Source organism: Montanilutibacter psychrotolerans (assembly GCF_003719825.1).
Classification (GTDB): Bacteria; Pseudomonadota; Gammaproteobacteria; order Xanthomonadales; family Xanthomonadaceae; genus Montanilutibacter; species Montanilutibacter psychrotolerans.
Genome location: NZ_RIBS01000005.1, coordinates 390,813 through 414,662, shown reverse-complemented (window position 1 = coordinate 414,662; position 23,850 = coordinate 390,813). Strand labels below are relative to the sequence as shown.

Annotated in this window: 14 protein-coding genes; 9 read left to right on the top strand and 5 right to left on the bottom strand. The window is 67.5% G+C overall.

The genetic code is table 11. The features are described 5' to 3' along the window. Positions 1-171: 171 nt before the first annotated feature. The 6 genes from EER27_RS12740 to EER27_RS17625 all read left to right on the top strand — a co-directional run bounded on the left by EER27_RS12740 (position 172) and on the right by EER27_RS17625 (position 7,424). Positions 172-1,242: an alanine dehydrogenase gene (locus EER27_RS12740; RefSeq protein ID WP_123088481.1), complete on the top strand. Its 1,071-nt coding sequence runs from the start codon at positions 172-174 to the stop codon at positions 1,240-1,242. A 234-nt stretch (positions 1,243-1,476) separates the two neighbouring features. Further along, complete coding sequence (locus EER27_RS12735) at positions 1,477-3,858, top strand: DNA translocase FtsK (protein WP_223807317.1); 2,382 nt, start codon at positions 1,477-1,479, stop codon at positions 3,856-3,858. A 116-nt stretch (positions 3,859-3,974) separates the two neighbouring features. Beyond that, positions 3,975-4,604 carry an outer membrane lipoprotein periplasmic chaperone LolA gene (gene lolA, locus EER27_RS12730; protein WP_123088479.1) on the top strand — a complete coding sequence of 210 codons (630 nt, stop codon included), beginning with the start codon at positions 3,975-3,977 and terminating at the stop codon, positions 4,602-4,604. Positions 4,605-5,004: 400 nt separating this feature from the next. Then, entirely contained in the window at positions 5,005-6,303 is a 1,299-nt protein-coding gene (locus EER27_RS12725) for a replication-associated recombination protein A (RefSeq protein ID WP_223807324.1), read from the top strand. A gap of 67 nt (positions 6,304-6,370) precedes the next feature. After that, entirely contained in the window at positions 6,371-6,784 is a 414-nt protein-coding gene (gene crcB / locus EER27_RS12720) for a fluoride efflux transporter CrcB (protein WP_123088478.1), read from the top strand. A gap of 151 nt (positions 6,785-6,935) precedes the next feature. Next, positions 6,936-7,424, top strand: a complete 489-nt coding sequence (locus tag EER27_RS17625; RefSeq protein WP_123088477.1) for a DUF4124 domain-containing protein — start codon at positions 6,936-6,938, stop codon at positions 7,422-7,424. A 278-nt stretch (positions 7,425-7,702) separates the two neighbouring features. Here the strand turns inward: EER27_RS17625 and EER27_RS12710 are convergent, their stop codons facing one another. Next, on the bottom strand, positions 7,703-11,254 hold the full coding sequence (locus tag EER27_RS12710) for a patatin-like phospholipase family protein (RefSeq protein ID WP_190285784.1): 3,552 nt from the start codon (positions 11,252-11,254) through the stop codon (positions 7,703-7,705). A 275-nt stretch (positions 11,255-11,529) separates the two neighbouring features. Between EER27_RS12710 and ku the strand changes: the two genes are divergently transcribed. Continuing rightward, positions 11,530-12,537, top strand: a complete 1,008-nt coding sequence (gene ku / locus EER27_RS12705; RefSeq protein WP_123088475.1) for a non-homologous end joining protein Ku — start codon at positions 11,530-11,532, stop codon at positions 12,535-12,537. Between the two features lie 87 nt (positions 12,538-12,624). After that, positions 12,625-15,144, top strand: coding sequence for a DNA ligase D (gene ligD / locus EER27_RS12700; RefSeq protein WP_123088474.1), 2,520 nt, complete (start codon positions 12,625-12,627; stop codon positions 15,142-15,144). 139 nt (positions 15,145-15,283) lie between these two features. On the opposite strand, the gene EER27_RS12695 is transcribed toward ligD, so the two are convergent. The 3 genes from EER27_RS12695 to EER27_RS12685 form a co-directional block, all read right to left on the bottom strand. Further along, positions 15,284-15,925, bottom strand: coding sequence for a glutathione S-transferase family protein (locus EER27_RS12695; protein ID WP_123088473.1), 642 nt, complete (start codon positions 15,923-15,925; stop codon positions 15,284-15,286). A gap of 114 nt (positions 15,926-16,039) precedes the next feature. Then, positions 16,040-17,407 carry a PQQ-dependent sugar dehydrogenase gene (locus EER27_RS12690; RefSeq protein WP_123088472.1) on the bottom strand — a complete coding sequence of 456 codons (1,368 nt, stop codon included), beginning with the start codon at positions 17,405-17,407 and terminating at the stop codon, positions 16,040-16,042. Between the two features lie 331 nt (positions 17,408-17,738). After that, positions 17,739-19,631 carry an esterase/lipase family protein gene (locus EER27_RS12685; RefSeq protein ID WP_123088471.1) on the bottom strand — a complete coding sequence of 631 codons (1,893 nt, stop codon included), beginning with the start codon at positions 19,629-19,631 and terminating at the stop codon, positions 17,739-17,741. A 351-nt stretch (positions 19,632-19,982) separates the two neighbouring features. Between EER27_RS12685 and EER27_RS12680 the strand changes: the two genes are divergently transcribed. After that, positions 19,983-20,402: a DUF4124 domain-containing protein gene (locus EER27_RS12680; protein ID WP_223807316.1), complete on the top strand. Its 420-nt coding sequence runs from the start codon at positions 19,983-19,985 to the stop codon at positions 20,400-20,402. 33 nt (positions 20,403-20,435) lie between these two features. On the opposite strand, the gene EER27_RS12675 is transcribed toward EER27_RS12680, so the two are convergent. After that, positions 20,436-23,624 carry an ATP-binding protein gene (locus EER27_RS12675; protein WP_223807315.1) on the bottom strand — a complete coding sequence of 1,063 codons (3,189 nt, stop codon included), beginning with the start codon at positions 23,622-23,624 and terminating at the stop codon, positions 20,436-20,438. Positions 23,625-23,850: the final 226 nt, after the last annotated feature.

The following is a 23,850-nucleotide window of genomic DNA, read 5'->3' as shown; positions in this document are numbered from 1 at the left end:
GCACCCGGGCCCGACGAGCGTCATAGCTTGGCGGCGGCACCCCGGCAAAACAAGGCGCGACATGCTTCACCGTCGTGACGGAGCGTGGTCCCAGTTGCAACAACGCATACAACCTGGCCAGGAGGCGCCGCGATTGCGGCGTTTTTTCTGCGCCGCAACGGAGAGGCAGCAATGCGCATCGGTGTACCGAAGGAAACCAAGACCCTCGAGGGTCGCGTCGCACTGGTTCCGGCCGCGGCCGGCGATCTGGTGAAGCGTGGCCACGAGGTGTGGCTGGAGAAGGACGCAGGCATCAAGTCGGGCTTCAAGGACGAGCAGTACACCCAGCTCGGCGTGAAGATTGCCCCCGACGCGGCCGGGCTGTACGAAAAGGGCGAACTGATCGTCAAGGTCAAGGAGCCGATCGAAGGCGACCTGGCGCTGCTGCGCAAGGACCACCTGCTGTTCTGCTACCTGCACCTGGCCGCCGAGCCGGTGCTGACCCGTCGCCTGCTCGACATCGGCCTGACCGGTGTGGCGTTCGAGACCGTCGAGCTGCCCAACGGCGATCTGCCGTTGCTGGCGCCGATGTCGATCATCGCCGGCAAGATCGGCGTTCAGGTCGGTACCCACCTGCTGCACCAGCCCATGAGCGGCAAGGGCAAGCTGCTGGGTGGCCTGCCGTCGACCGAACGTGGCAAGGTGGTGGTGTTCGGTGCCGGCCAGGCCGGTGGTGCGTCCGCCGCGCTGGCCGCTTCGGGCGGTTCGAACGTGGTGGTGTTCGAGATGCGCCAGGATCGCATGGACCAGATGATGCGCCTGGGCAACAACGTGACCGCGCTCTATCCGTACGCCGACGTCGTGGCACGCGAAGTGGCCTCGGCCGATCTGGTCGTCGGCGCGGTGCTGGTCACCGGCGCCCGCGCGCCGCACGTGCTCAGCCGCGAGATGCTCAAGGGCATGGAAGACGGCAGCGTGGTGGTCGACATCTCGATCGACCAGGGCGGCTGCTTCGAAACCTCCCGCCCGACCACCTGGAAGGAACCGACCTACGTCGAAGAGGGCGTGACCCACTTCTGCGTGACCAACATGCCGGGCGCCGTGCCGCAGACCTCCTCGCAGGCGATCTGCGCGGCGATCCTGCCTTGGGTCAACAAGCTGGCCGGCGACGGCAGCTGGCGCAGCAACCAGGCGCTGGCGCGCGGCATCAACGTCGATGCCGGCAAGCTGGTGCACCCCGCGCTGCTGGACATGAAGGTCTGACCGCGGAATCCGGAAAAGCCGGCTGACAGGCGATGGGGCGGAGCCGTTCGGCGCCGCCCCGTTCCCAACCGGCTGCCGCGGGCTTCAGTGGATGGCGGGTGTGCGGCGGGCCATGGCAGGGGGCAGGGGCGCAATGCGTCCGGTATCCTCCAGCTTCGTCCAGTCGGCCTCATTTGCCCGCTTTTTCACGTATATTCAACGACTAACGGAATCTAGCTAAGGCAGCACATCACGGTGGCGCAAGCGTCCGCAGCAAGCCGCAAGAAAGCAGCGGCCCCCGAAACGAAGCGTCGGCCGGCGGCAGCACCGCCGTCACCGCGGCGCCAGCGGCTGATGCGCGACATCGCGATGATCCTGATCGCGCCGTTGCTGCTTTACCTGCTTGCCAGCCTGGTCACCTATTCGCCCAACGATCCGGGCTGGTCGCAATCGGCTGGCGTTACGGCGGCAATGCACAACGTGGGTGGCCGCGTCGGCGCCTGGATCGCCGACGTGCTGCTGTACCTGTGCGGCTACGTGGCGTTCCTGTTGCCGATCATGCTCGGCGCGATCGCGTGGATCGCGCTGTTCGGCATGGACGCGGACGGCGACGGCGATGCCGACCTCGGGCCGGCGTTGCGCCTGATTGGCATCGTGGGTTTCCTGGTTTCGGCCACCGGCCTGTTGCAATTGCGCATCGGCGTGGTTGCCGATTTCTCCGCTGGCGCCGGCGGCATCCTGGGCCGTCTGGTCGGCCGCTCGCTGTACACCGGCTTCGGCCCGGTCGGCGGCAACCTTTTCCTGCTGGCGTTGCTGCTGATCTCGATCACGCTGGCCACCGGCATTTCCTGGCTGGCGGTGATGGACCGCATCGGCCAGTGGGTGCTCGCGCTGGGTCCGTTGCTCAGCCGGCTGTTCCGGCGCGGCAGCCAGCAGGCCACCGAGTGGCAGCAGGCTCGCGAGCTGCGCCAGGAGCGCGAGGTAGTACGCAAGGTCGACAGCGAGTTGCGCGCCAAGCGCGAGCCGGTGCGCATCGAGGCGCCGCCTCCGGCAGCGGTGGTGATGGAGAAGAGCGAGCGCGCCAAGCGCGAGCAGCAGATCCCGCTGTTCCACGTCGGCGATGGCTCCGGCATCCCGCCGCTGGCCCTGCTCGACGACCCCCGACCGCAGCCGACCGGTCACAGCCCCGAGACGCTGGAAACGCTGTCGCGGCAGATCGAATTCAAGCTCAAGGATTTCCGCATCGACGCGCAGGTGGTCGGGGCCTACCCGGGCCCGGTCATCACCCGTTTCGAACTTGAGCCGGCGCCCGGCATCAAGGTCAGCCAGATCAGCTCGCTCGACAAGGACATCGCCCGTGGCCTGTCGGTCAAGTCGGTGCGCGTGGTCGACGTGATTCCCGGCAAGTCGGTGATCGGCCTAGAAACGCCGAACACCTCGCGCGAGATGATCTTCCTGTCCGAACTGCTGCGCTCGAAGGAGTACGACAAGTCGGCCAGTCCGCTGACCCTGGCGTTGGGCAAGGACATTGCAGGCCGGCCGACCGTCGCCGACCTGGCGCGCATGCCGCATCTTCTGGTGGCGGGCACGACCGGCTCGGGCAAGTCGGTCGCGGTCAACGCGATGGTGCTGAGCCTGCTGTACAAGGCCTCCGCATCGGACCTGCGGATGCTGATGATCGACCCGAAGATGCTGGAGCTCTCGGTCTACCAGGGCATTCCGCACCTGCTGGCGCCGGTGGTCACGGACATGAAGGAGGCCGCCAACGGCCTGCGCTGGTGCGTGGCGGAGATGGAACGCCGCTACAAGCTCATGAGCGCGGTTGGCGTGCGCAACCTGGCCGGCTTCAACAAGAAGATCAAGGATGCGCAGGACGCGGGCCAGCCGATGATGGACCCGCTGTTCAAGCCCAACGCCGAGCTTGGCGAAGCGCCACGCCCCCTGGAACCGCTGCCGTTCATCGTCATCTTCATCGACGAATTCGCCGACATGATGATGATCGTCGGCAAGAAGGTCGAAGAGCTCATCGCCCGCTTGGCGCAGAAGGCCCGCGCCGCCGGCATCCACCTGATCCTGGCCACGCAGCGCCCGTCGGTCGACGTCATCACCGGCCTCATCAAGGCCAACATCCCGACCCGCATTGCATTCCAGGTGTCGAGCAAGATCGACTCGCGCACCATCCTCGACCAGTCCGGTGCAGAAACGCTGCTGGGCCACGGCGACATGCTGTACATGCCGCCGGGCACCTCGATGCCCGAGCGAGTGCACGGTGCGTTCGTGTCGGACGAAGAAGTGCATCGCGTGGTCGAACACCTCAAGCAGGTCGGCGGCGGTCCGGATTACATCGCCGGCGTGCTGGACGAGGTGCAGACCATGGGCGACGGCGTGGTGGTCGGCGCGACCGGCCTGCCCGAATCCGGCGGTGGCGGCGACGAATCCGACCCGCTCTACGACGAGGCCGTGCGCATCGTCACCGAGACACGCCGGGCCTCGATTTCCGGCGTCCAGCGGCGCTTGAAGATCGGTTACAACCGTGCCGCACGTCTGGTCGAGGCGATGGAGGCCGCGGGCGTGGTGACGGCGCCGGAACACAACGGCGATCGCAGCGTGCTCGCGCCACCGCCCCCACGCGATTGACCCGCCGTCCCGACGGCTGAACCGCGTCGGGCTGGCCATGCCTCCGGTGATGTCCGCATGCCGCGCGATTCAGCCTGCGCCTTGCAGACTCGCCACAAACCTTCAGGAGTGACTCCATGATCCGCTTGCGCAAGATCGCGACGTTTTCGACTTTGACGCTGGCGCTGCTGGCCGGCAACGCCCTCGCCGGCGGCCGCGACGACCTCAACACCTTTACCCGTGGCCTGACCGGGCTGGATGGGCAGTTCTCGCAACAGGTGTTCGATGCCAGCGGCAAGCTCAAGGAATCCTCCAGCGGCAAGCTCGCGCTGTCCGCGCCGCGCCTGTTCCGCTGGGAGTACCAGCGCCCGTACCCGCAGCTGATCATCGCCGATGGCCGCAACGTCTGGGTGCACGAGCCCGACCTGCAGCAGGTGACCAAGCGCCCCCAGGGCGCCGAGGAGCAGAACAGCCCGCTGGCGGCGCTGATCGACCCGAGCAAGCTGGATGCACAGTACGTGGTTCGTGATGCCGGCAACGCCAATGGCCTGAACTGGCTCACCCTGGCGCCGAAGGAGGGCGGCGACGCCAGCTTCCGATCCGCGCGTCTCGGGTTCGCCAACGCGTCGCTGGTCAGGATGGACGTGGTGGATGCGCTGGGGCAGCGCACCGAGATCAGCTTCAGCGGCTGGCACCGAAATCCCAGCTTCCCGGCCGGAACCTTCCGTTACACGCCGGCCCGCGGCGTGGACGTGATCGGCGAGTGATCGCGATGCGTTGAGCGGGCGCCGTCTGGCGCCTTGACCCGCGAGCGTGACCCCGCGTGGTCGGGCTGGCGAAACGCTGCCGGGCAACCGGCGGTTTCGGTGACCTGACCAGCCGGAGATCGGTATCGACTGGTCCTGGAGATCCTCCCGTCGACCGGCCCATCGATCCGCTCCTTCACCACCCCTGAACCCCGCTCGGCCCGATGTGCTGGCGCGGAACGCGTTCTTGGGACGGCTTGCCAGCGGGCGGCGTCAGCACCTGCGTGCGCGCTCTTGCTATCGTGTTCCGCCCGATTTCGAGCAACCGCAAGCCGTGCCCAGGCGCCCCCCCGCACCCCCTTCCCAGTCCGACGATCTGCTCGGCGGTGACCGCGACGCCCTGCGGCCGCTGGCCGAACGCATGCGGCCACGCGCGCTGGACGAGATGGTCGGGCAACGCCGGCTGCTGGCGCCCGGGTCGGCGCTGCGGCGCGCGGTGGAATCCGGGCACGTCCATTCCATGATCCTGTGGGGCCCGCCGGGCTGCGGCAAGACCACGCTGGCGTTGCTGCTGGCGCACTACGCCGACGCCGAGTTCCGCGCCATTTCGGCGGTGCTGTCCGGGCTGCCCGAGGTTCGACAAGTGCTGGCCGAGGCCGCGCAGCGCTTTGCCGGGGGCCGCCGCACGGTGTTGTTCGTCGACGAGGTGCACCGGTTCAACAAGGTGCAGCAGGACGCCTTCCTGCCGCACATCGAGCGCGGCACGATCGTGTTCGTCGGCGCCACCACCGAGAACCCGTCGTTCGAGCTCAACTCGGCATTGCTGTCGCGCTGCCGCGTTCACGTGATGGAGGCCGTGTCGCCGTCGGACATTGCTGCCGCACTGCGCAGCGCGCTCGCCGACGATGTCCGCGGCCTGGGCGGACAGGGGCTGACGGTTTCCGACGAGGCACTGGCTCAGATCGGCACTGCCGCCGACGGGGATGTCCGACGTGGCCTGACCCTGCTGGAGATCGCCGCCGAACTTGCCGGCGACGAAGGCGGCGAGGTCACCGAAGCCACGCTGGCGCAGGTGCTGGCGGATCGCACCCGTCGCTTCGACAAGGGTGGAGAGCAGTTCTACGACCAGATTTCGGCGCTGCACAAGTCGGTGCGCAGCTCCAATCCCGATGCCGCGCTGTACTGGTTCGCCCGCATGCTCGATGGCGGCTGCGACCGCTCCTATCTGGCCCGGCGCCTGACCCGCATGGCGGTCGAAGACATCGGCCTGGCCGACCCACGCGCGCAGCAGATGGCGATCGACGCCTGGGAAAGCTACGACCGCCTCGGCAGCCCGGAAGGGGAGCTTGCTCTGGCGCAGTTGGTGATCTACCTGGCGAGCACGGCCAAGTCCAATGCCGCCTACGCGGCGTTCAACGCCGCCCGCCGTGATGTCGACGAGTACGGCACCCAGGACGTGCCGATGCATCTGCGCAACGCGCCGACCAAGTTGATGAAGTCGCTCGGCTACGCCAAGGGCTATCGCTACGACCACGACGCCGAGGGCGGCATCGCGCTCGACCAGACCGGTTTTCCCGATGCCATGGGCGAGCGCGTCTACTACCAGCCTGTCGATCGCGGCCTCGAGATCAAACTCAAGGACAAGCTCGACCGCCTGCGCGAGGCGCGCGATGCCGCTCGCGCAAGTCAAGGCGGCAAGGGCCGAGGGAAGGCAGGATGACGACGCGGCGTTGCCTGCCTGCCGGTGACCGGACGGGCATGGATGCGACCCGCGGAGTCCCTTCGCGATGAACGCTGCCGGCTTCTCGCTGTGGTGGCAGCAGGTGCTGCTGGTGATGGCGGGCGGCGCGCTCGGCGCCGTGGCGCGGCATGCGATAGGCGGCCTGATGCTGCGGCATGTGGGCACGGGGTTTCCCTGGGGCACGCTCGTGGTGAACCTGGTTGGGTCGTTTGCCGCCGGTTTCATCGCGGTCTGGCTGGAAGGGCGCGGCCCGTCCGCACTGTATTGGCGGGCGTTCCTGATCGTGGGCGTGCTTGGCGCGCTGACCACCTATTCGGCACTGATGCTTGAGTGCCTGCTCTTCGCACGGTCCGATCGCAGCAGCCTGATGCTGGGCTATCTCGCGCTGACGCTGGTGGCGGGACTGATGCTGGTGTGGGCCGGCGCGCGACTGGCGGCGGCGTTGCGCGTCACGGGTTGAACCATTGGTATCGGCTCCGCGAGCGGCTTCGCGGACAGACGCCGGTCCGCGCTGGAGTTTTGAGGCAAATTCCTACCTACAGTCGCGGCAACGGCTGATGCCGGACGTTGGACGCCAAAGCTAGAGTGACGTTCCCAAGGAAGGGAACACCATGAAGCGTGCCAAGACTCGCACTCCCACCAGATTTGCAGTTTCCACCACCACGATCGTCCTGCTCATGCTGGGGGCCGATGGCACCGCCCAGCACGTCTACCGGTGCGCCAATCCAAACGGCCACGTCGTCGCGTACCAGAGCACGCCCTGCAGCGCTGGAACGCGGGTGACGCGCACGTGGAGCGCCGTACCCGATCCACCACCCAGTCCGAGCCAGGCCGCCGCTCGGACGCGAGAGCAGCAACGTCGCGCAGCCGAGTCGCGCTACCTGTCGCGGCTGGCTGGTACTGATCGCCGACCAGGCAGGTCCGGCAGGTCGGGCAGTTCAGGCAAGGCAGCCGGCCCAGTGATTCGTGTCAGCGCACGCGGAGGATGCGAGGACGCGCGCCGACGTCGCGACGCGATGCTCTACGACTTGGGCAGTCGGCAGGTCTCCGTGCAGACCAGACGGCTGTTGCACGACCACGTCTATGAGGCCTGCAAGTAGCCGCGCCGGCCCGACGGTTCACCGTGGCGGCGGCGCGCGGCGCAAGTCACCGTAAAAGGCTCGGCCTGCGGCAATGGCGCCGTGGACGCGGGCGTGGCGGTTTCCTGTCGTTCGAGGCGGCTCCCAGTCTGTGATTGGCGGGCGCACTCCCGGCCGTCCTCGCCGCCGTCGTGATCGGCCCGCCAGGTAGGGCACTGTCGTGGGCTCGGCATGCAGCAATGGCCTTGCAGCTTGCAAGCGACTTCAAGCCGCCTAGGTGACTTGAGGTCGTGCCGGCGTCATGTCCCTGCCATCGATTTGGTCGCCGGGCGCGTCTTGGCTGGCGTGGAGGCTGCCTGCGGTTGCGCGAGCGGCGGCACCCAGAGTTCGATGACATCCGGTTTGCCCGAAAACGCCGGGGGCAGGGAAATCGCCTTGGTCCCGGCGAATCCGGGCCACTGGATCAGCCACCGCCTCAGCGCGATCGCGCAGGCAGATCCGCGGCCGCTGTACAGCAACGTCGGCTGGGGCCAGCGGAACGGCGGTGCACGGTTGTTGCGTCGCGCGGTGGCGTCCACGTCCTCGATATCCGGCGCGGCAATGCCCAGGGCACGGATGCCACCCAGCACTTCGTTGGCGTCGCGGCGGGTGGCTTCGTCATGGATCTGTGTGTAGACGGTGGAACGACCGTCGGCGTTCTCGCTGCATTGGCGTACGACGGCGTTCGCGGTGGCTTGCTCGGTAGCTTGCTCGGCGGCCTGCTTCGCAGCATCGCCACCATCGTGCATCGATTCAATTTGTGGGGTGCTGTTGGTTGCCTCACCGCCCGCCACGCTTCCGGGCGCAGGCGCTGGCGCGGACGCGGATGTGGTACCCGCGCTGTGTGTGGACCTGGTTCGCATGGCCGTGCGCAGGGCGCCGGAATCGAACAGCTTCGACACCGAAACGCTCGGCCACAACGCCGCGTAGTCGCGCATCGACCGGTGCCATCGGCTGTCCCCCCGTCGCGTCAGCTTCGACGTTGCCGAACGGCAGCGGTCCTGCTGGAGCTGCGGCACAGCGGCGCAGCGCTGCCAAAGTACCTCGGCCAGGCCCCGGAGGAGTTCGTGGTGTCGGGCGCGCTGGCGGTCGTCCAGTCCCGCCGCAAACAGTTGCAGCTCGGTATCCAGGGCCGGGTCGTACGGCTTGTCCGAGGCGTTGCGGACAATCTGTGCAGCCAGTTCGCGGCTGCCTTCGGCAAACAGCCGCTGCGACTCGATCGACTGCTTCGCCTGCGAATCCCAGACCTGCCAGACCGCCAGCACCAGCGTTGCAGCCGCGCCCAGGCCCACGGTCGATCGGACCACCGTCCCGAACCGATCCCGGCGCGTGCGCAGGCCGCGCTGCTCTTCGGGCGTGATCGCGCCTGTGCCCACCGGTGTTCCTGCATGCGCCCAGTCGGGCAGGGCGGCCAGCAAGTGCACATCGATCGGGTCCGCGATCACACGGCCCAGCTGGTAGTAGCTCTCCCATTGCGCTTCGTCGAAGAACTGGTCGATGGTGCCCTGCTGCGGAAAACCACGGTCGCGGTCGGCGTAGCCGGCGACATCCAGCGGCAACTGGGTATCGCAGCGCGGCTTGATCACCAGCAAGGTGCCATGTCGGGCAGGCTCACCCTTGCGATGGGGCTCGTAGTCGATCGTCGCCAGCAGCAGGTTTTCGGTGCCGGGGCAGGGCAGCACGCTGTCAGGGGTGCCGAAGCGCCCGCGCAGGCGCTCGGAAAGGTGATAACCGTCGATGCTGGCCGGATCGATGAAGCGGATGGTCGCGCCGTAGTCGATGCGCGCCTTGCGCACCAGGTTCTCGACGTCGGCGAACAGGCACTTGGGGTCCGCCCCGCAATCCACCATCACGATCAGTTGCAACTGGCGCTTGAGCAGCGCGTACACGCCGGTGTTGTCGAAATGGCCACCATCGGACACGTACCAGACCGGCGACTTCAGCCCGGGAAAGCGCGCCAGCATCTCCTGCAGCGTCGCGCGGTACTTGCCCAGCCATCGCCACGACCAGTGTATCCGGTCCACGCGGTTGGTCCACCAGTAGCCCAATCGCAAGCCGCTGAGGAACGACAGGATGGCGATGCCGGGTTTGGTCATCGAACCCACCCCCGAGCCCACCGCCGCGCCCGAGATCGCAACCCATTGCGCCAGCGTGGTCCGCTTCAGGCGATCGATGCTGGGGTCCGCGTCCAGGCGCGTTCCGGTCTCGATACCCAGCGAGCTGACCGTCAGGCACACGCCCTTGCGATCGGCGTTGAAGCTGCGCGTACGGTCGTCGATGGTCTGGTTGACGCAGCAGTTGATGAGGTGGATTGGACCGCCGTGCTCGTGCGGTCGGTAGTGGTTCATCGCAATGTCGTCGCCGGGGCTGAGCTGGGTCACCTTGCGCACCCACAGCGTCAGCTCGCGCAGATTGGGGGCCAGCGGCCAGGTCGGGAACCGGCGCTCGTTGGCCTGCGCCGGTTCCTGGGCGAAGTTGCCCACCGAAACGTAGGTACGCGCAAGGCGGGACCGATAGAACAGGTGAAGCGACGCGCGGTTGATCTGCTGAAGGTTCGCGCCGGAGGTGAGCACGTACAGCAGGGTCAGCCCGGCTACCGCCAGCCACACAGCGCCGGGCGCATCGGAGCGGAATACCAGGTACTGCCACAGCGCCAGCCAACCCACCAGCAGCACCAGCAGCGTCAACAGGCCAAACAGGTTGGCCAGAGTCAGCACCGGCAGCCGGATCGCACCGGGCTTCTCACCGCGGGACTGCAGCATCGGCAAGACCACCCGGGCCAGTGTCACCACGATCGCCAGCAAACCGCCCAGGCCGCCGATGCCGACGCCGGCCAACCCCGCCTGCGGCAGCACCACATCGGCCAGGAACCAACCGATGCGGTCAAGCAGGCCGATTGCCGCCAACGCCATCGCATAACCGAGCATGCGCGTGAGATGGCGGGTGAACATCACCCGGTCGCTTCCCTGCGAGCCCGGCGTGGTGTGCCACGCCGCGAACGCCTGCGACGCCGGGATGGCCGCGATGAAGGCCGCCGCGACCAGCCAGCCCGTAACCGCGCCGGCGGTGGCTTGCCGGAAGGCCCACCAGGCGGTCGCCGCCGACATCGCCGCCGCCAGGACGGTGGTCACCAGTCCGGCCTTGCGGCCGGTGTCTTCCTCGTCGCGTATCCACCAATAGCCAAGGGCCGCCACCACCGCGCCCCAGGCCATTGCCAGGCTGCACCAGAACCAGAAGTACGTGGCAATGCCACGCATCACCGGGTGCTGCACCCACACCTGCAGGCTCAAGTGCGGCGCGACGACCACGCACGACGCCAGCGCGAGCAGCACCGCCACTTCGAACTGGGTCGCCAGGAATCCGCGCGCCTGACCGGCCCATGCCTGGAACACGTCGCGCGAACCGGTGGGGATCAGGTAACGACCATTGCTGCGCAACCACCACATCAGCAGCGAGCCGTCGGTGTCGATGCCTTCTTCGATCTGGGCGGGCGTCGCGTGCGGCCCGAACAACCGGCCCAGCATCGCACCGATGTAACCGCCACCCGACACCGTCGACAGGTAGTCGAACTGGTGAAGCACGCGATTCTTGGCAAGCGCGCGGATCACTCCCAGGCAGAACGTGGCGCTGCGGATCCCGCCCCCCGACAGCGCCAGCCCGATCGATGGCGAGTCCTTCGGCAGGCCGACCTGTTCGTGGCGCCGCCGTATCAGCGCGTCTTCCTCGGCACGGCGTCCGTCGAGGGGGGCGGTGTGTTCTGTCGCGCGGGCGGTGTCGTCGACGCCCTGCGGAGTCTGGGTCGCCTTGTCCATGTCGCTCCCCATGCTTCCTTGCCCCATGCCTTTGGTGGCGATCGCGCGGTCCATCCGGAGCGTATGACCGCCCTGATCAAGGCAACGTAAGGGAAGGGATTGGCCCGGACACCCAGGGCCATCCCCGTCAGCGCTATCGCGCCGCCAGGCAGTCCTTCACGCGCGCTACACGCACAAGGCGTCGCGCGACGGTGCGCTCGTCGAGTTTCGACATGCACCTCACGCCTTGCGGCCGATAGTCAGGCCCCATGCAATTGCTGCCACGGGAGCCCGCCATGGCCCGTCCCATCTGGTCCGGCACGCTGTCGTTCGGCCTGCTCAACATCCCCGTGTCGCTGATGTCGGGTGAGCGCCGGACCGACATCTCCTTCCGCATGCTCGACGCGCGCGACAACTCGCCGATCCGCTACGAGCGCGTCAACGCCGAGACCGGCGAAGAGGTGGCGTGGAAGGACATCGTCAAGGCATTCGAGTACGACAAGGGCAGCTACGTCGTCCTCGATCCCGAGGACATCCGCTCGGCGGCACCGCAAAGCCACGACGCGATCGAGGTGGAGGCGTTTGTCGATGCCGACCAGATCGGCCCGCAGTACTTCGAGAAGCCCTACGTCCTCGTCCCGGCCCGGAAGGCGGAGAAGGGCTATGTGCTGTTGCGCGAAGCCTTGGCCTCGACCGGCCGGATCGGCGTGGCCCGGGTGGTCATCCGCACGCGAGAGCACCTGTGTGCAGTAATGCCCCAGGGCGATGCGCTGCTGTTGATGATGATGCGGTACCCACAGGAACTGGTCGACATCGACGAGTACAAGATCCCTTCGGGAAAGCACGGCGACTACCGCATCACCGCCAAGGAGCAGCAGTTCTCCGAGCAGTTGATCGAGACGATGTCGGGAGAGTGGAAGCCCGACAGCTATCGCGACGAGTTCCGCGAACGCCTGCACGACGTCGTAGGCAAGCGCATGAAGGCGCACGGCGTGGTGCGGCACGACGAGGAGGAGTCCGCCAGCCACGAGGATGCGGCGACCAATGTCGTCGACTTCATGTCGTTGCTGCAGCAGAGCATCGCCAGCAAGCGCCGTACGCCATCGCGCAGCGCCACGGCAAAGAAGGGCGCGACGGCGGCACCGGCGAAGAAGGCGGCAGGCAAGACCACGCGAAATCCTGCGGCCACGCCCGCGTCAGCGCGAAAGACCGCAACGAAGAAGGCCGCCGCCACCAAAGCGGTGCGCAAGAAGGCCGCGAAGGCAAAAGGCACGTCAGGGTCGGCGCGACGCAGTGCGGCATGACCCCGTGCCGCAGGACCCGGTGCGGCGTGATCACGCGCCGCGTGATCCGGTTTGCGCCTCACGCCACGGCAGCGGTGGGTCCTCGCCATGACCCTGACCGAGTACCGTCGCAAGCGGCAGTTCGCCAACACCCGTGAACCCGAACCCGGCAAGGCGTTGCCGCCGGGCGAACGCAGCCTTTTTGTCGTCCAGCTCCACCATGCCAGTCGTCGCCACTACGATTTTCGCCTGCAGATCGGCGATGCGCTCAAGTCCTGGGCCGTGCCGAAAGGTCCCAGTTTCGATCCGTCGGTCAAGCGCATGGCGGTCGAGGTCGAGGACCATCCGGTCGAATACGCCAAGTTCGAGGGCGACATCCCGAAGGGCCAGTACGGTGCTGGGCACGTCGCGCTTTTCGATACCGGTGTGTGGTCCACCGACGGCGATCCGGAAACGCAGCTCGCGAAGGGCCACCTGCGCTTCGAGCTGTTCGGCCAGCGGCTCAAGGGCGGTTGGCATCTGGTCCGTTCGGGCAAGTCCGCCCGGCAGCCGCAGTGGTTGCTGATCAAGGACAACGACGCGTGGGCCGGCCCGCACCAGGCGGACGATCTGCTGACGGGCGTGAGCGAGCCGTCGAACGCGGGTTCGCGCACGGCCCGTGCGAAGCGGCCGACCGCGGTGCCGGCAACGCCGTCGCCCCGCGCGCCGCGCAAGCGCGATTGGGCCGGCGCCGCGTCGCGGTTGGCCGGTTCGCGCAAGGCGACGTTGCAGGCCAGGCCGTTCGAGCTGCAGCTGGCCAAACCGGTCGGCGCCCCACCGGGCGGTGACGACTGGGTGCATGAGATCAAGTGGGACGGCTACCGCATGGGTGTCACGCTGGTCGCGGGTCGGGCGCACGTCTGGTCGCGCAACGGGCTGGACTGGACGCGCAAGCTGCCCGAGATCGCCACCGCGCTTGAACGGCTCGGCGTGCGCGACGCCGCGTTCGACGGCGAGCTGATCGCCGGCGGTGGAACCCGGGACGACTTCGGGCGCCTGCAGGCCATCCTGTCCGGACAGAAGCAGGGCGCGCTTCGTTACGTGCTGTTCGATCTACTGCATCTGGAGGGGCAGGCCATCGACGAGTCCCCTCTGACCGAACGCAAGCACCTGCTCGAACGCCTGCTGTCCGGTGCCGGTCCGCACCTGGCCTTCAGCTCGCACATCCCCGGCGATGGCGCCGCCGCTTTCGCGCTGGCAGACACGCAGGCGTTCGAGGGCATCGTGTCGAAACGCGGGGATCGGCCGTACCGGACCGGTCGCAGCGACGACTGGCGCAAGACGCGGCACGTGGCATCGGAAGATTTCGCGGTGGTGGGCTACATGCCGGGAAAAGGGGGGCGAGGTGGGCTGGGATCGCTGTTGTTGGCGCGCTCCGATCCGCGCCACGGTTGGCGCTATGCCGGGCGCGTCGGCTCGGGCTTCAGCGACGCGCAGGTGCGCGACCTGACCGCGCGCATCGGCAAGTCCGGTACCAGCAAGGCCAGCGTCTTGGTGGGCGAGCGCGAGGCACGCGAACTGCGCGGGGCCCGCTGGTTCGCGCCGATGTTCGTGGTCGAAGCGTTCCACCGGGGCATCTCGAGCTCGGGCCTGCTTCGCCAACCGTCCTTGAAGGCGGTGCGGCTGGACCGCGAGGTGGCCGAACTGGTCGAACGAAACCGCGCCAACCGCGATGCCGATGCCGATGCCGAAACAGCCAAACCCGCAGCACGCAGCGAGGCAACCGCCATGCGTCTGAGCAGCCCCGGAAAGATCGTCTATCCCGACCGCGGGTACACCAAGCGCGATGTGGTCGACTACTACACGAAGGTGATCGACTGGCTCTTGCCGGAGATCGTCGGGCGTCCGCTGTCGGTGGTGCGTTGCCCGGACGGTACGGGAAAGGCCTGCTTCTTCCAGAAGCACCACACGGCCGGAATGCAGCGCGTCGATCTGGTGCCATTGAAGGAAGACGCCGGCAACCAGGCCGACTATCTCGTGGTGCGCGACGCCGAGGGCCTGCTGGAGCTGGTGCAGTTCAACGCCGTGGAGTTTCATCCGTGGGGCGCCATGGCCGAGTCGCCCGATGTCGCCAATCGCGTGGTGTTCGATCTTGACCCCGGCAGCGGTGTGGCCTGGGGCGAGGTTCGCGATGCCGCCCGCCACGTGCGCGACCTGCTCGCCGGAGTCGGTTTGCAATCGTTCCTGCGGACCACCGGTGGCAAGGGCCTGCACGTGGTGGTTCCACTTAATCCCGGTTGCGACTGGGTGCTGGTGAAGCGGTTCGCGCACGGCTTCGCCGATGCGCTGGCGCAAGCGGATCCACGACGCTACATCGCCGTGTCCGCGTTGAAACGCCGGCACGGCCGGATCTTCGTCGACTACCTGCGCAACGGTCGCGGGGCCACCAGCATCGCCAGCTACTCCTTGCGTGCCCGGGAGGGGGCGCCGGTGGCGATGCCACTGGATTGGACACAGCTTTCGCGGTTGTCCCGGCCCGACGCCTACACCCTGGGCGACGTGCCCGCACGGCTGAAGCGACGGCGCAAGGACCCGTGGCAAGGCATCGACGAGATCCTGCAGGATCTGTCGCAATGGGCAACGCACTAGGCCGCATCCGGGCCGCCACCGATCATGGACGGCGCATTGGACGCCGCGAGAGTAAGAGGAAATTGAATCCCAGTCGGCACAGCGAGCCGGAGCTTTGCGGCGGAGGTGGCTTCGAGCGCGATTTGCCGACGATGACGATCTATCCCGCCTCGACCCGCGCGCAGTACGCCGCGATGGTCCGCTTCCACGCAGGCCGAGCCAGGCACCGATCCCGATAGGAGGCGACAGCCGGATACCGCGCGATCAAACCCTCGTCCTTGATGCCCGAGAGCACGTGCGCCATCAGGATGTCGGCGATGCTGAAACCTTGTGTCGCGACGAAATCGCGGTCGGCAAACCAGCGCTCCAGGTTCGTCAGTACCCGATTCGCCCAGCCGACCAGGAACTTGCGGTGCTTGCCGCAGCTGCCATCCGCCGTCCAGTCCAGCACCAGCAGACTGAGCAGCGGTGGCTCGACCGAGTTCATCGCGGCGAAGCACCAGCGCATCACCTGCGCCTCGCCGGCGGGGTCGCCGGGGATCAGGCGGCCGGACTTTTTCGCCAGGTAGACGAGGATGGCGGCGGATTCGGACAGCACCACCCCGTCGTCGTCGATCGATGGGATCTGTTCGAAGGGGCTGAGCTGGCGATAGGCCTCGGTGCTCAGGCCGTGTGCGGGGTGGTCCATGCCGACCAGCTCGAACGGCAGCTGCATCTCTTCGAGCGCCCACAGCACGCGCAGGTCGCGGGTGCGGCCTCGCGCGCCGGCGTTGACCTTCGAGAAGCCGTAGAGCTTGAGCATGGTGACGCTCCTTCGTTGACGCTTCCCTGCCGCGGAGCGCACCGACGCTCTGGTGTCAGCAGATCCTGGTTGATCTGGCCGCCGTCAATCGACGCACCGGCGCGATCAGTAGGGTCACCGCGATGCGTCTCCATCGCCGGTCGATGCAGCCGGCGCAGCGGGCGTCACGCGCCACACCACGTTGCCCACGTCGTCCGATACCAGCAGGGCGCCCTTGCCATCGATCGCCACGCCGACCGGTCGACCACGCGCATTGCCTGCGCCGTCGACGAAGTCATCCAGCACGTCCACTGGCGGGCCGGCGGGACGAGACCCGTCGAAGGGAACGAAGATGACCTTGTAGCCGCTGCGCGGTCGTCGGTTCCAGGAGCCGTGCTGGCCGATGAACATGCCGTTGCCGTAGGTTGATGGCAGCAGCCCGCCGCGGTGGAACGCCAATCCCAGCGACGCGGTGTGTGGCCCCAACGCGTAGTCGGGAACGATGGCGCTGGCGACCAGGTCCGGACGCGGCGGCGTAACGCGTGTGTCGACGTGCTGGCCGAAGTAGCTGTAGGGCCAGCCGTAGAACCCGCCATCGCGAACCGACGTCAGGTAGTCGGGCACCAGGTCGCTGCCGATCTCGTCACGCTCGTTGACCACCGTCCACAGCGATGCATCGGCCGGGTTCCACGCCATGCCGTTGGGATTGCGCAAGCCCGACGCGAACACGCGGTAGGTCCCGGCGCGTCGGTCGACCTCCAGGATCGCCGCGCGGTCCACTTCCTCGTCCATGCCGTGCTCGGCGACATTGCTGTTCGAGCCGACCGTCACGTACAGCTTCGTGCCGTCCGGGCTGGCGATGACGTTCTTGGTCCAGTGATGGTTGCGGGGTCCGCCCGGAAGCGGTGTCACCACCGCTGGTGCGGCGTCGATACGCGTCTGGCCGTCGCTGTACGGAAAGCGCACCAGCGCATCGGTGTTGGCGACGTAGAGCTGGCCGTCCACCAGCGCCATGCCGAACGGCGAGTTCAGACCCTGCAAGAAGGTCGATCGGAATTCGGCGCGGCCGTCGCCGTCGACATCGCGCAACAGGGTGATCCGGTTCGCGCTGGGTACGCCGGCGCCTGCGCGCTTCATCACCCTGCCCATGATCTTCGCCCTGAGTCCGCGCTGTTCCACGGGGCGATCAGGCGCGTTGCTTTCGGCGACCAGCACGTCGCCGTTGGGCAGCACGTGCAGCCAGCGCGGATGATCCAGGCCATCGGCAAAAGAACCCACCATCAGCCCTGCGGCGGGCGTCGGCATGACGCCGGCCGGCCAGCCCGTGGCAGGGGCGATGTTCACGGTCGGCAGGACGGTGCGATTGGGCGGCGGCAGCTTGGGATTCGTGCCGGTGCCATCGGCCACCGAGAGCGTTGCGTGCTCGACGCAACCCGACAGTCCCAGGGCCACGGCGATCGCTGCGGTGGAGGACACGAGTGCGGTGCGGTGCAGGAGCTTCATGGCGCTGCGTCCGGTTTCCGATCGATGGGGAAGGCCGGGCTGGCCGAGCCGCCTGTCGTATCGGGTCCGCCGGTGCAGACAGCAACCGGTGGTTGCCCGGACCGTACCGGCACGTCTGTCTACGCAGTGTCGCCGGGGCCTGCGTCGATCCGACGCGCCCGGTGGGGCGTTCAGTGTTGTGAGCACCTTGTCCATGCTGGCGTGTCAGCGCTTGCGCGCCGGTGCCCACCGGTGGCCACGCCCGCCGGGATCACTCGGGGCGTTGCCCACGTGGGAGGAGTCGGCAGCCGGAACGTGACACGCGCATCGTGGCCGCCGCCTGTCGTGCGCGTCAGTGGCCGGCGGCAGCCTGCTGCAAGTGCTCGGTCAGCACACGGCGAAGTTCCAGGATCGCCGCGGGGGTTTCCTGCACGCTGTGCCCGGAATGCACCACCAGCTCGGAGCCGGCGCCGTCCAGGTGCGCGCTGGCGTACGGCACCACGCCGTCGCTGGATTGCAGGAGCGGTACCGCCAGATCGTGCCGTCCGATGATGCTGTGGTAGCGGACACCGTGGGAAATCGGCAGGTCACGGGTCGCTCGGATGAACCGGCTCTTGTCGCTGAGCGTGCGGATACTGTTGAGTGCCACTGCCTGGCCGGTGTCGCCCGAGTCGACCTTGCCCATCTCGTCGATGATGTCCTCGTCCTGCACCAGCAGGTCGACGGGCAGGTGGACCAGCTTGGACACCATCCGACCGACCCAGCCATCGGCAAGCGGTGTGCCGCGGTGCGGCGAGGCCAGGAACACCACACGGCTGACCTGGGGCAGGGGATCGAAGCGGAGGAAGGGCGAGACTTCCTGCGCAAGCGCCCGGCCGTCGGGCGTGCTGTCGAGTTTGCTGGGCCAGAGCGTCCGCCACACATCGTCGCCGCTGGGGGCGACCAGCAGACGGGTGATCACGCCGCCCATGCTGTGCCCGACCAGCACCGCGTCCCGGGAGGCCCGCGCGGTTCCGTTGGGATCGAGCGCGGCGAACGTCTCGCGGATGCGCTGCTCGATGATGCGTCGGTTGTAGGGAACCGGCAGGTTGGTCGGGTAGTAGACCTGCCAGATCTGGTAGCCCTCGCGCAGTCGCGTGTCGCCCATGATCTCGTTGGCCAGGTTGACCCAGGCCTCGGGGCTGCTGGCCAGGCCATGCAGCAGGACCAGGACGCGGCGGTTGGGGTCGTAGGGTTGCATCAGCAGCACTTCGGCCTTGGAGCGCCCGCCAGGGCGACCGGCCAGCGAGCGCAGGGATTGCCTTGCATAGCCCGACCGCGCCAGCCACAGTCCGTACGGCGCCGTGAAATCGGCCGCCAGCGGGTAGTCCTTGCCCTCGACGCTTACCCGCTCGTTGCGCAGCGGATCCATGACCTCCAGCCACGCCTGTCTGTCGGTGCCGGCCGGCACCGCATCCGCGGATGCCACGTGGCGGGGAAACTTCAGCACCACAGTCACCGGCAGGTACCCGGGCGTGGCGTAGGACGCATCGGCGGCGGCGGCGGGAAGCACCGCCACGAACGCCGAGCCCAGGCCATCGCGCCGGTACTGCGAGCGGATGCCCTTGAAGCCCAGGGTCGGCGAGGGCAACAGCTCGGTCGCCACCACATCGCCGCGTGGATCTGCCGTGCGCGACAGATCGACGCCGATGCGCCAGCCGGCGCGTTCGACGTGGGTGGGTGGGGCGGCGCCGGTAGCCGGCTGTTGGGCGTACTGCGCGAACATCGCGCTGACGACGCGTCGCGTGGCCAGTTCGTAGATGAATTGCACGCGCGTCTGGCGCTGCTCGAATGCCCGCTCGCCGGGGCTGCGCCCCGTCAGGAACAGATAGGCATAGGCGTGACGCGCGGCGGTGAGAAGGGCATCGAAGCCGGCGTCGGTCAGCATCACGCCTTCGTCGCGGCCCTCGCGCGCGGCATCGGATTTCATCCACATCTCGGCCAGGGTTGCCAGCCGCCGTTCGAGTGGCAGCGCGTCGGTGCGCTCCAACTGCTCCACGCACTGTGCGAACTGCTGCTCGCAGGCATCGGCATGCAGCCCGATCACCCCCAGGCTTTCGCGCGCATCCGCGCTGAGATCGCCCTTGTCGCGATACGCACGCGCCTGGGCCGGTGCATCGGCATCGCGGGACTGGCTGACGCGCACCATCGCGCAGCCGCTGGAGAACAGCAGCAGCAACACGATGGCTGCCAGCCGCGGCAGCACGCCGCGGCGATTGGACCGGAACGGTGGAGGTACGGCGCGTCGTGTCGTTGGCATGGGCAAGGGTTCGCGATGGCGCCGCGGTACCTGGGCACAGGGCCCGGCGAGGCGGAGCGGGAAATTCGGGGCGAATCGATCGGCGCACACGGTACCGCATGCGCGCGTTCGGGGCCGTCGCGTGCACGGTGGCGCGTGGTCACTCGACACTCTTTCGCCGAGGCGAGCAGGCCCAGCGAACGTGCGGTGCGCGTGCACTGCGTGAACCGAACCCAAAGTCCGACAGCATGAGTGTCTTGCCGGCACTTCGGCCCGAGCGCGACAATCGCGCATCGACCGCCAGGACAGGAGGCCCTTGTGATCCGTTTCGTTGCCGTTGTGCTGATGTTGCTGCCTGCTGCTGCCAGTGCCCAGCAGGTCCACAAGTGTGTTGCCGCCAACGGTGCCACCAGCTATCAGAACGAGCCCTGTGCACCTACCGATCAGGTCGCCCGTTCCTGGATGGCCAAGTCCGATCCGATGCCCAGGTACGACGAACGACCGCGCGAATACGTCCCCCGCAATTACGACGCGGACAGTCGATACGCAAGTCGTTACGCAAGCACCGGTGGGCAGGCGCAAGGCGTGGCAGCGGTCATCCAGCAGGAGGAGCAGCCGTCGCGGTGCGGATTCTGGCGCGCCGAGCGCGATCGACGGCTTTACCAGAACCCTTCCGCCCAGGTGTCTCCCCGGACGCGCCACTGGCTGCACGAGCAGGTGTACCAGGCCTGCAAGTGATCGCAGCAGGCAATCTGCGCGACGCCATCGCGATCACGTGACAAACGCCCCGTGATGGGCGCCCATTGTTGCGGCGTGCTCGCCGGTGGTGACAGGTTGGTTGCTGGCGAGCGTGAAGCGGATCGTCGCTCCCTCGTCGATCGCGCCGGTCGCCCAGATGCGGCCCCGGTGACGGGAGATGACGCGATGGACCGTGGTCAGTCCGATGCCGGTGCCCTGGAACTGCGCTTCCGAATGCAGGCGCTGGAACGGCGCGAAGAGTTTCTGCGCGTCGGCCATGTCGAAGCCGGCTCCGTTGTCGCGAATGAAGAACGCAGATTCGACGCCCTGTCGCTCCACGCCGATCTCGATGCGCGCCCGGTCCCGCTTGGAGGTGAACTTCCAGGCGTTGCCGATGAGGTTCTCCAAGGCGATCTCGAGCAGGCGTGAATCGCCGCGCGTCGTCATTCCCTCAGCGATGTTCACATCGACCACCCGTTGCGGATCGTGCCTTCGCAGGTTCGACACAACCTTTTTCGCCAATTGGGTCATGTCGACGGCGTCATCGGCCAGCTCGACGTTCGAGACACGCGACAGGCTGAGCAGGTCATTGATGATCTCGCCCATCCGCCGGGTGGCATCGCACACGTGGCGCAGGCAATCCTGGGCGTCGGCGGGAAGCTCTGGTGCGTACTCGTCCAGGAGAATCTTGCTGAAGCCGTCGATCGCACGCAGCGGGCCGCGAAGGTCGTGGGAAACCGAGTAGCTGAAGGCTTCCAGTTCCTCGTTCTTGCGCTCGATGTCCTGCAGCAGCGCGGCACGTGTCTCGGCCAGGACCCGGGCGGTTTCCGTCGCGGCCCGGCGCACCCGCGCCAGCTCGAGATGGGTGCCCACCCGGCCGATCAGTTCGCGCGCAGAAAAGGGTTTGACCAGGTAATCGTCGGCACCCGTTTCCAGGCCCGCGACGATGGCTTCCTCGCCAGCCCGCGCCGACAGCAGCACCACCGGGACGGTCGACGTGCGCAGATCGTCGCGCAGCGCCCTGAGCAGGGAAACGCCGTCCATGCGCGGCATCATGACGTCGCTCAGCACCAGGTCCGGCGGCTGTCGCAGCGCGCTCGACAACGCCTCCACGCCGTCCACGACCGCCTCGACTTCCCACCGGGGTGACAACAGGCGCACGAGGTAGTCGCGCATGTCGGCGTTGTCATCGGCCACCAGCAGTCGCGCGCGATCTGTGCGCCCGCTGCCGGCTTGCGCAGGCGACGTCGCCGGTGCGGCGGCGTCCTCCGACGGAGGTTCGCCGATCCAATTTGTCGCTTCCAGAAGGTCCGATGTCGCCACGGTGTTGAACGTCAGGTGGTCGCCCGCGGTGATCTGGTCGACCGGAAGGTGCGCTGCCCCGCGGGGTACCGAAACGGTGAAGGTGCTTCCCTTCCCCAGGACGCTGCGTGCGTGGATCACGCCGCCGTGCTGCCTGACCAGCTCCTGGACCAGCGCAAGGCCGATCCCGGTACCTTCGAAGCTGCGACCTCGCGCGCCCTCGATGCGGTGGAACCGTTCGAAGATCCTGGGCATCTCATCGGCCGGGATACCTGTGCCGGTGTCGGTAACGGTCAGGATGGCATCGATGTCGGTCACCTGGAGTCGCACCACGATCTCGCCCGCGAACGTGAACTTGAACGCGTTGGAGATCAGGTTGAGCACGATCTTTTCCCACTGGGACCGATCGACGTAGATGGGCTCGGGCAGGTGCGCGCAGTCGACCACCAGCTTCAGGCCCACCGACTCCACCAGCGACTGGAACGAGCTGGCCAGCCCGGCGGTCAGCATCGACAGGTCGGTGGGCTCGAATGACGAAGTCAGCCGCCCGGCTTCGATCCGCGAGAAGTCCAGCAGGCTGTTGACCAAACGTAGCAACCGCAATGCGTTGCGATGCACGGACGCGAGCGCCTCGCCCTGCAGGGTCTTCGTCGGATCGCCCAGGGCGTCGGCGACCGGGCTGAGGATGAGTGTCAACGGTGTCCTGAACTCGTGGCTGACGTTGTTGAAGAACACGGTCTTCGCGCGATCCAGTTCGGCGAGTTTTTCGGCGCGTTCGCGCTGCTCCTCGTACGCCCGGGCATTGGATACCGCGGCAGCGACATGATTGGCGATCAGCTCGAAGAAGCGTCGGTACGCGTCATCGAAGATCCGCCGCGGGCTGATCGCCAGGACGAGTACGCCCGCGGGCACGGATGAGCCTGGCCGCGCAATCGGAACCAGCATCGCCTGTTGTGGTGCTTCTCCCCAGGGCGCCGATGGCAGGCTGTCGAACCGCTGCGCGAGGTCGATCAGCAGTATCGGTTGCCCGCTGCGGATGACTTCCATCAACGGCCAGGTGGCCGCGTCGAACTCCACCATCGGGACACAGGCAGGACCGGCCACTGTCCCCGGCTCCAGCCCCGCGCGTCCGGCGAGGTCCAGGCGATTGCCGGCGCGATTGAGCAGGTAGACGAGTCCGAAGGGTACGTCCCGCGCGTTGTCGGCCAGTACGTCCGCACAGCGTTGGGCGGCTTCCTCGGCGCTGCGCGCTTCGATGGTCATCTCGCGCAGCGCTTTCATGCGCCGCTCGCTCAGTACGCGTGCCGTGGTTTCGGTGCAGGCGTTGAAGATGCCGACGGGTTGGCCCGACTCGTCCCGAATCGGGCTGTAGGAGAAGGTGAAGTAAGTCTCCTCGAGATAGCCGTAGCGCAGCATCAGCAGGAACAGGTCTTCCGACCAGGTGGGTTCGCCGGTCTCCAGGACCTGGTCCATCATCGGGCCGATGACGTCCCAGATCTCTTCCCAGCACGCCTGACCGGAGGCGCCGAGAAACTGCGGATGCTTGGTTGCGCCCAGCATCGGGCGATACGCGTCGTTGTAGAACATCCAGCGTTCCGGTCCCCACCACAGAACGATCGGATGCCGCGACCCCAGGCAGATGCTGACGGCAGTGCGAAGGCTCTGCGGCCAGACTTCGATCGGACCCAGCGGCGTACTGGCCCAATCCCGATCACGAATGAGCGCGGCCATCTCGCTCGTCCCGGCAAACAACCGGGCAGCCAGACTCGGGCTTGGCGCGAACGTTCCCTCGTCGCTCATGTTCCCCTCCGTCCCTGCGAGCGCCAGAAACAAACAGGACATCCATGCACTGCGTCGAACTCGGGCGCAGTCGGTAGTCACCATACGCCCGGGCCATGCGCAAGTCAGCCCGGTCGGCATCGACGGGCCACGGGTGGGCGAAGCCGGGGGGCCGGAACGTGGCCCGCCCCACCGGATAGGGCGCATCTGGTGGGACGACCCGCCAGCGATGAGCGCGCCGTCGCGCGCCGCATCGGGTTGTCGCGGTGGCCGCCCGGATGCAGTAGCGCTGCACCATCTCGCCTGAGTCAAGCCCCGCGCCCGCTTGACTTAAAGTCGACTTGAAGTTGCACAGTACGGTCACCGC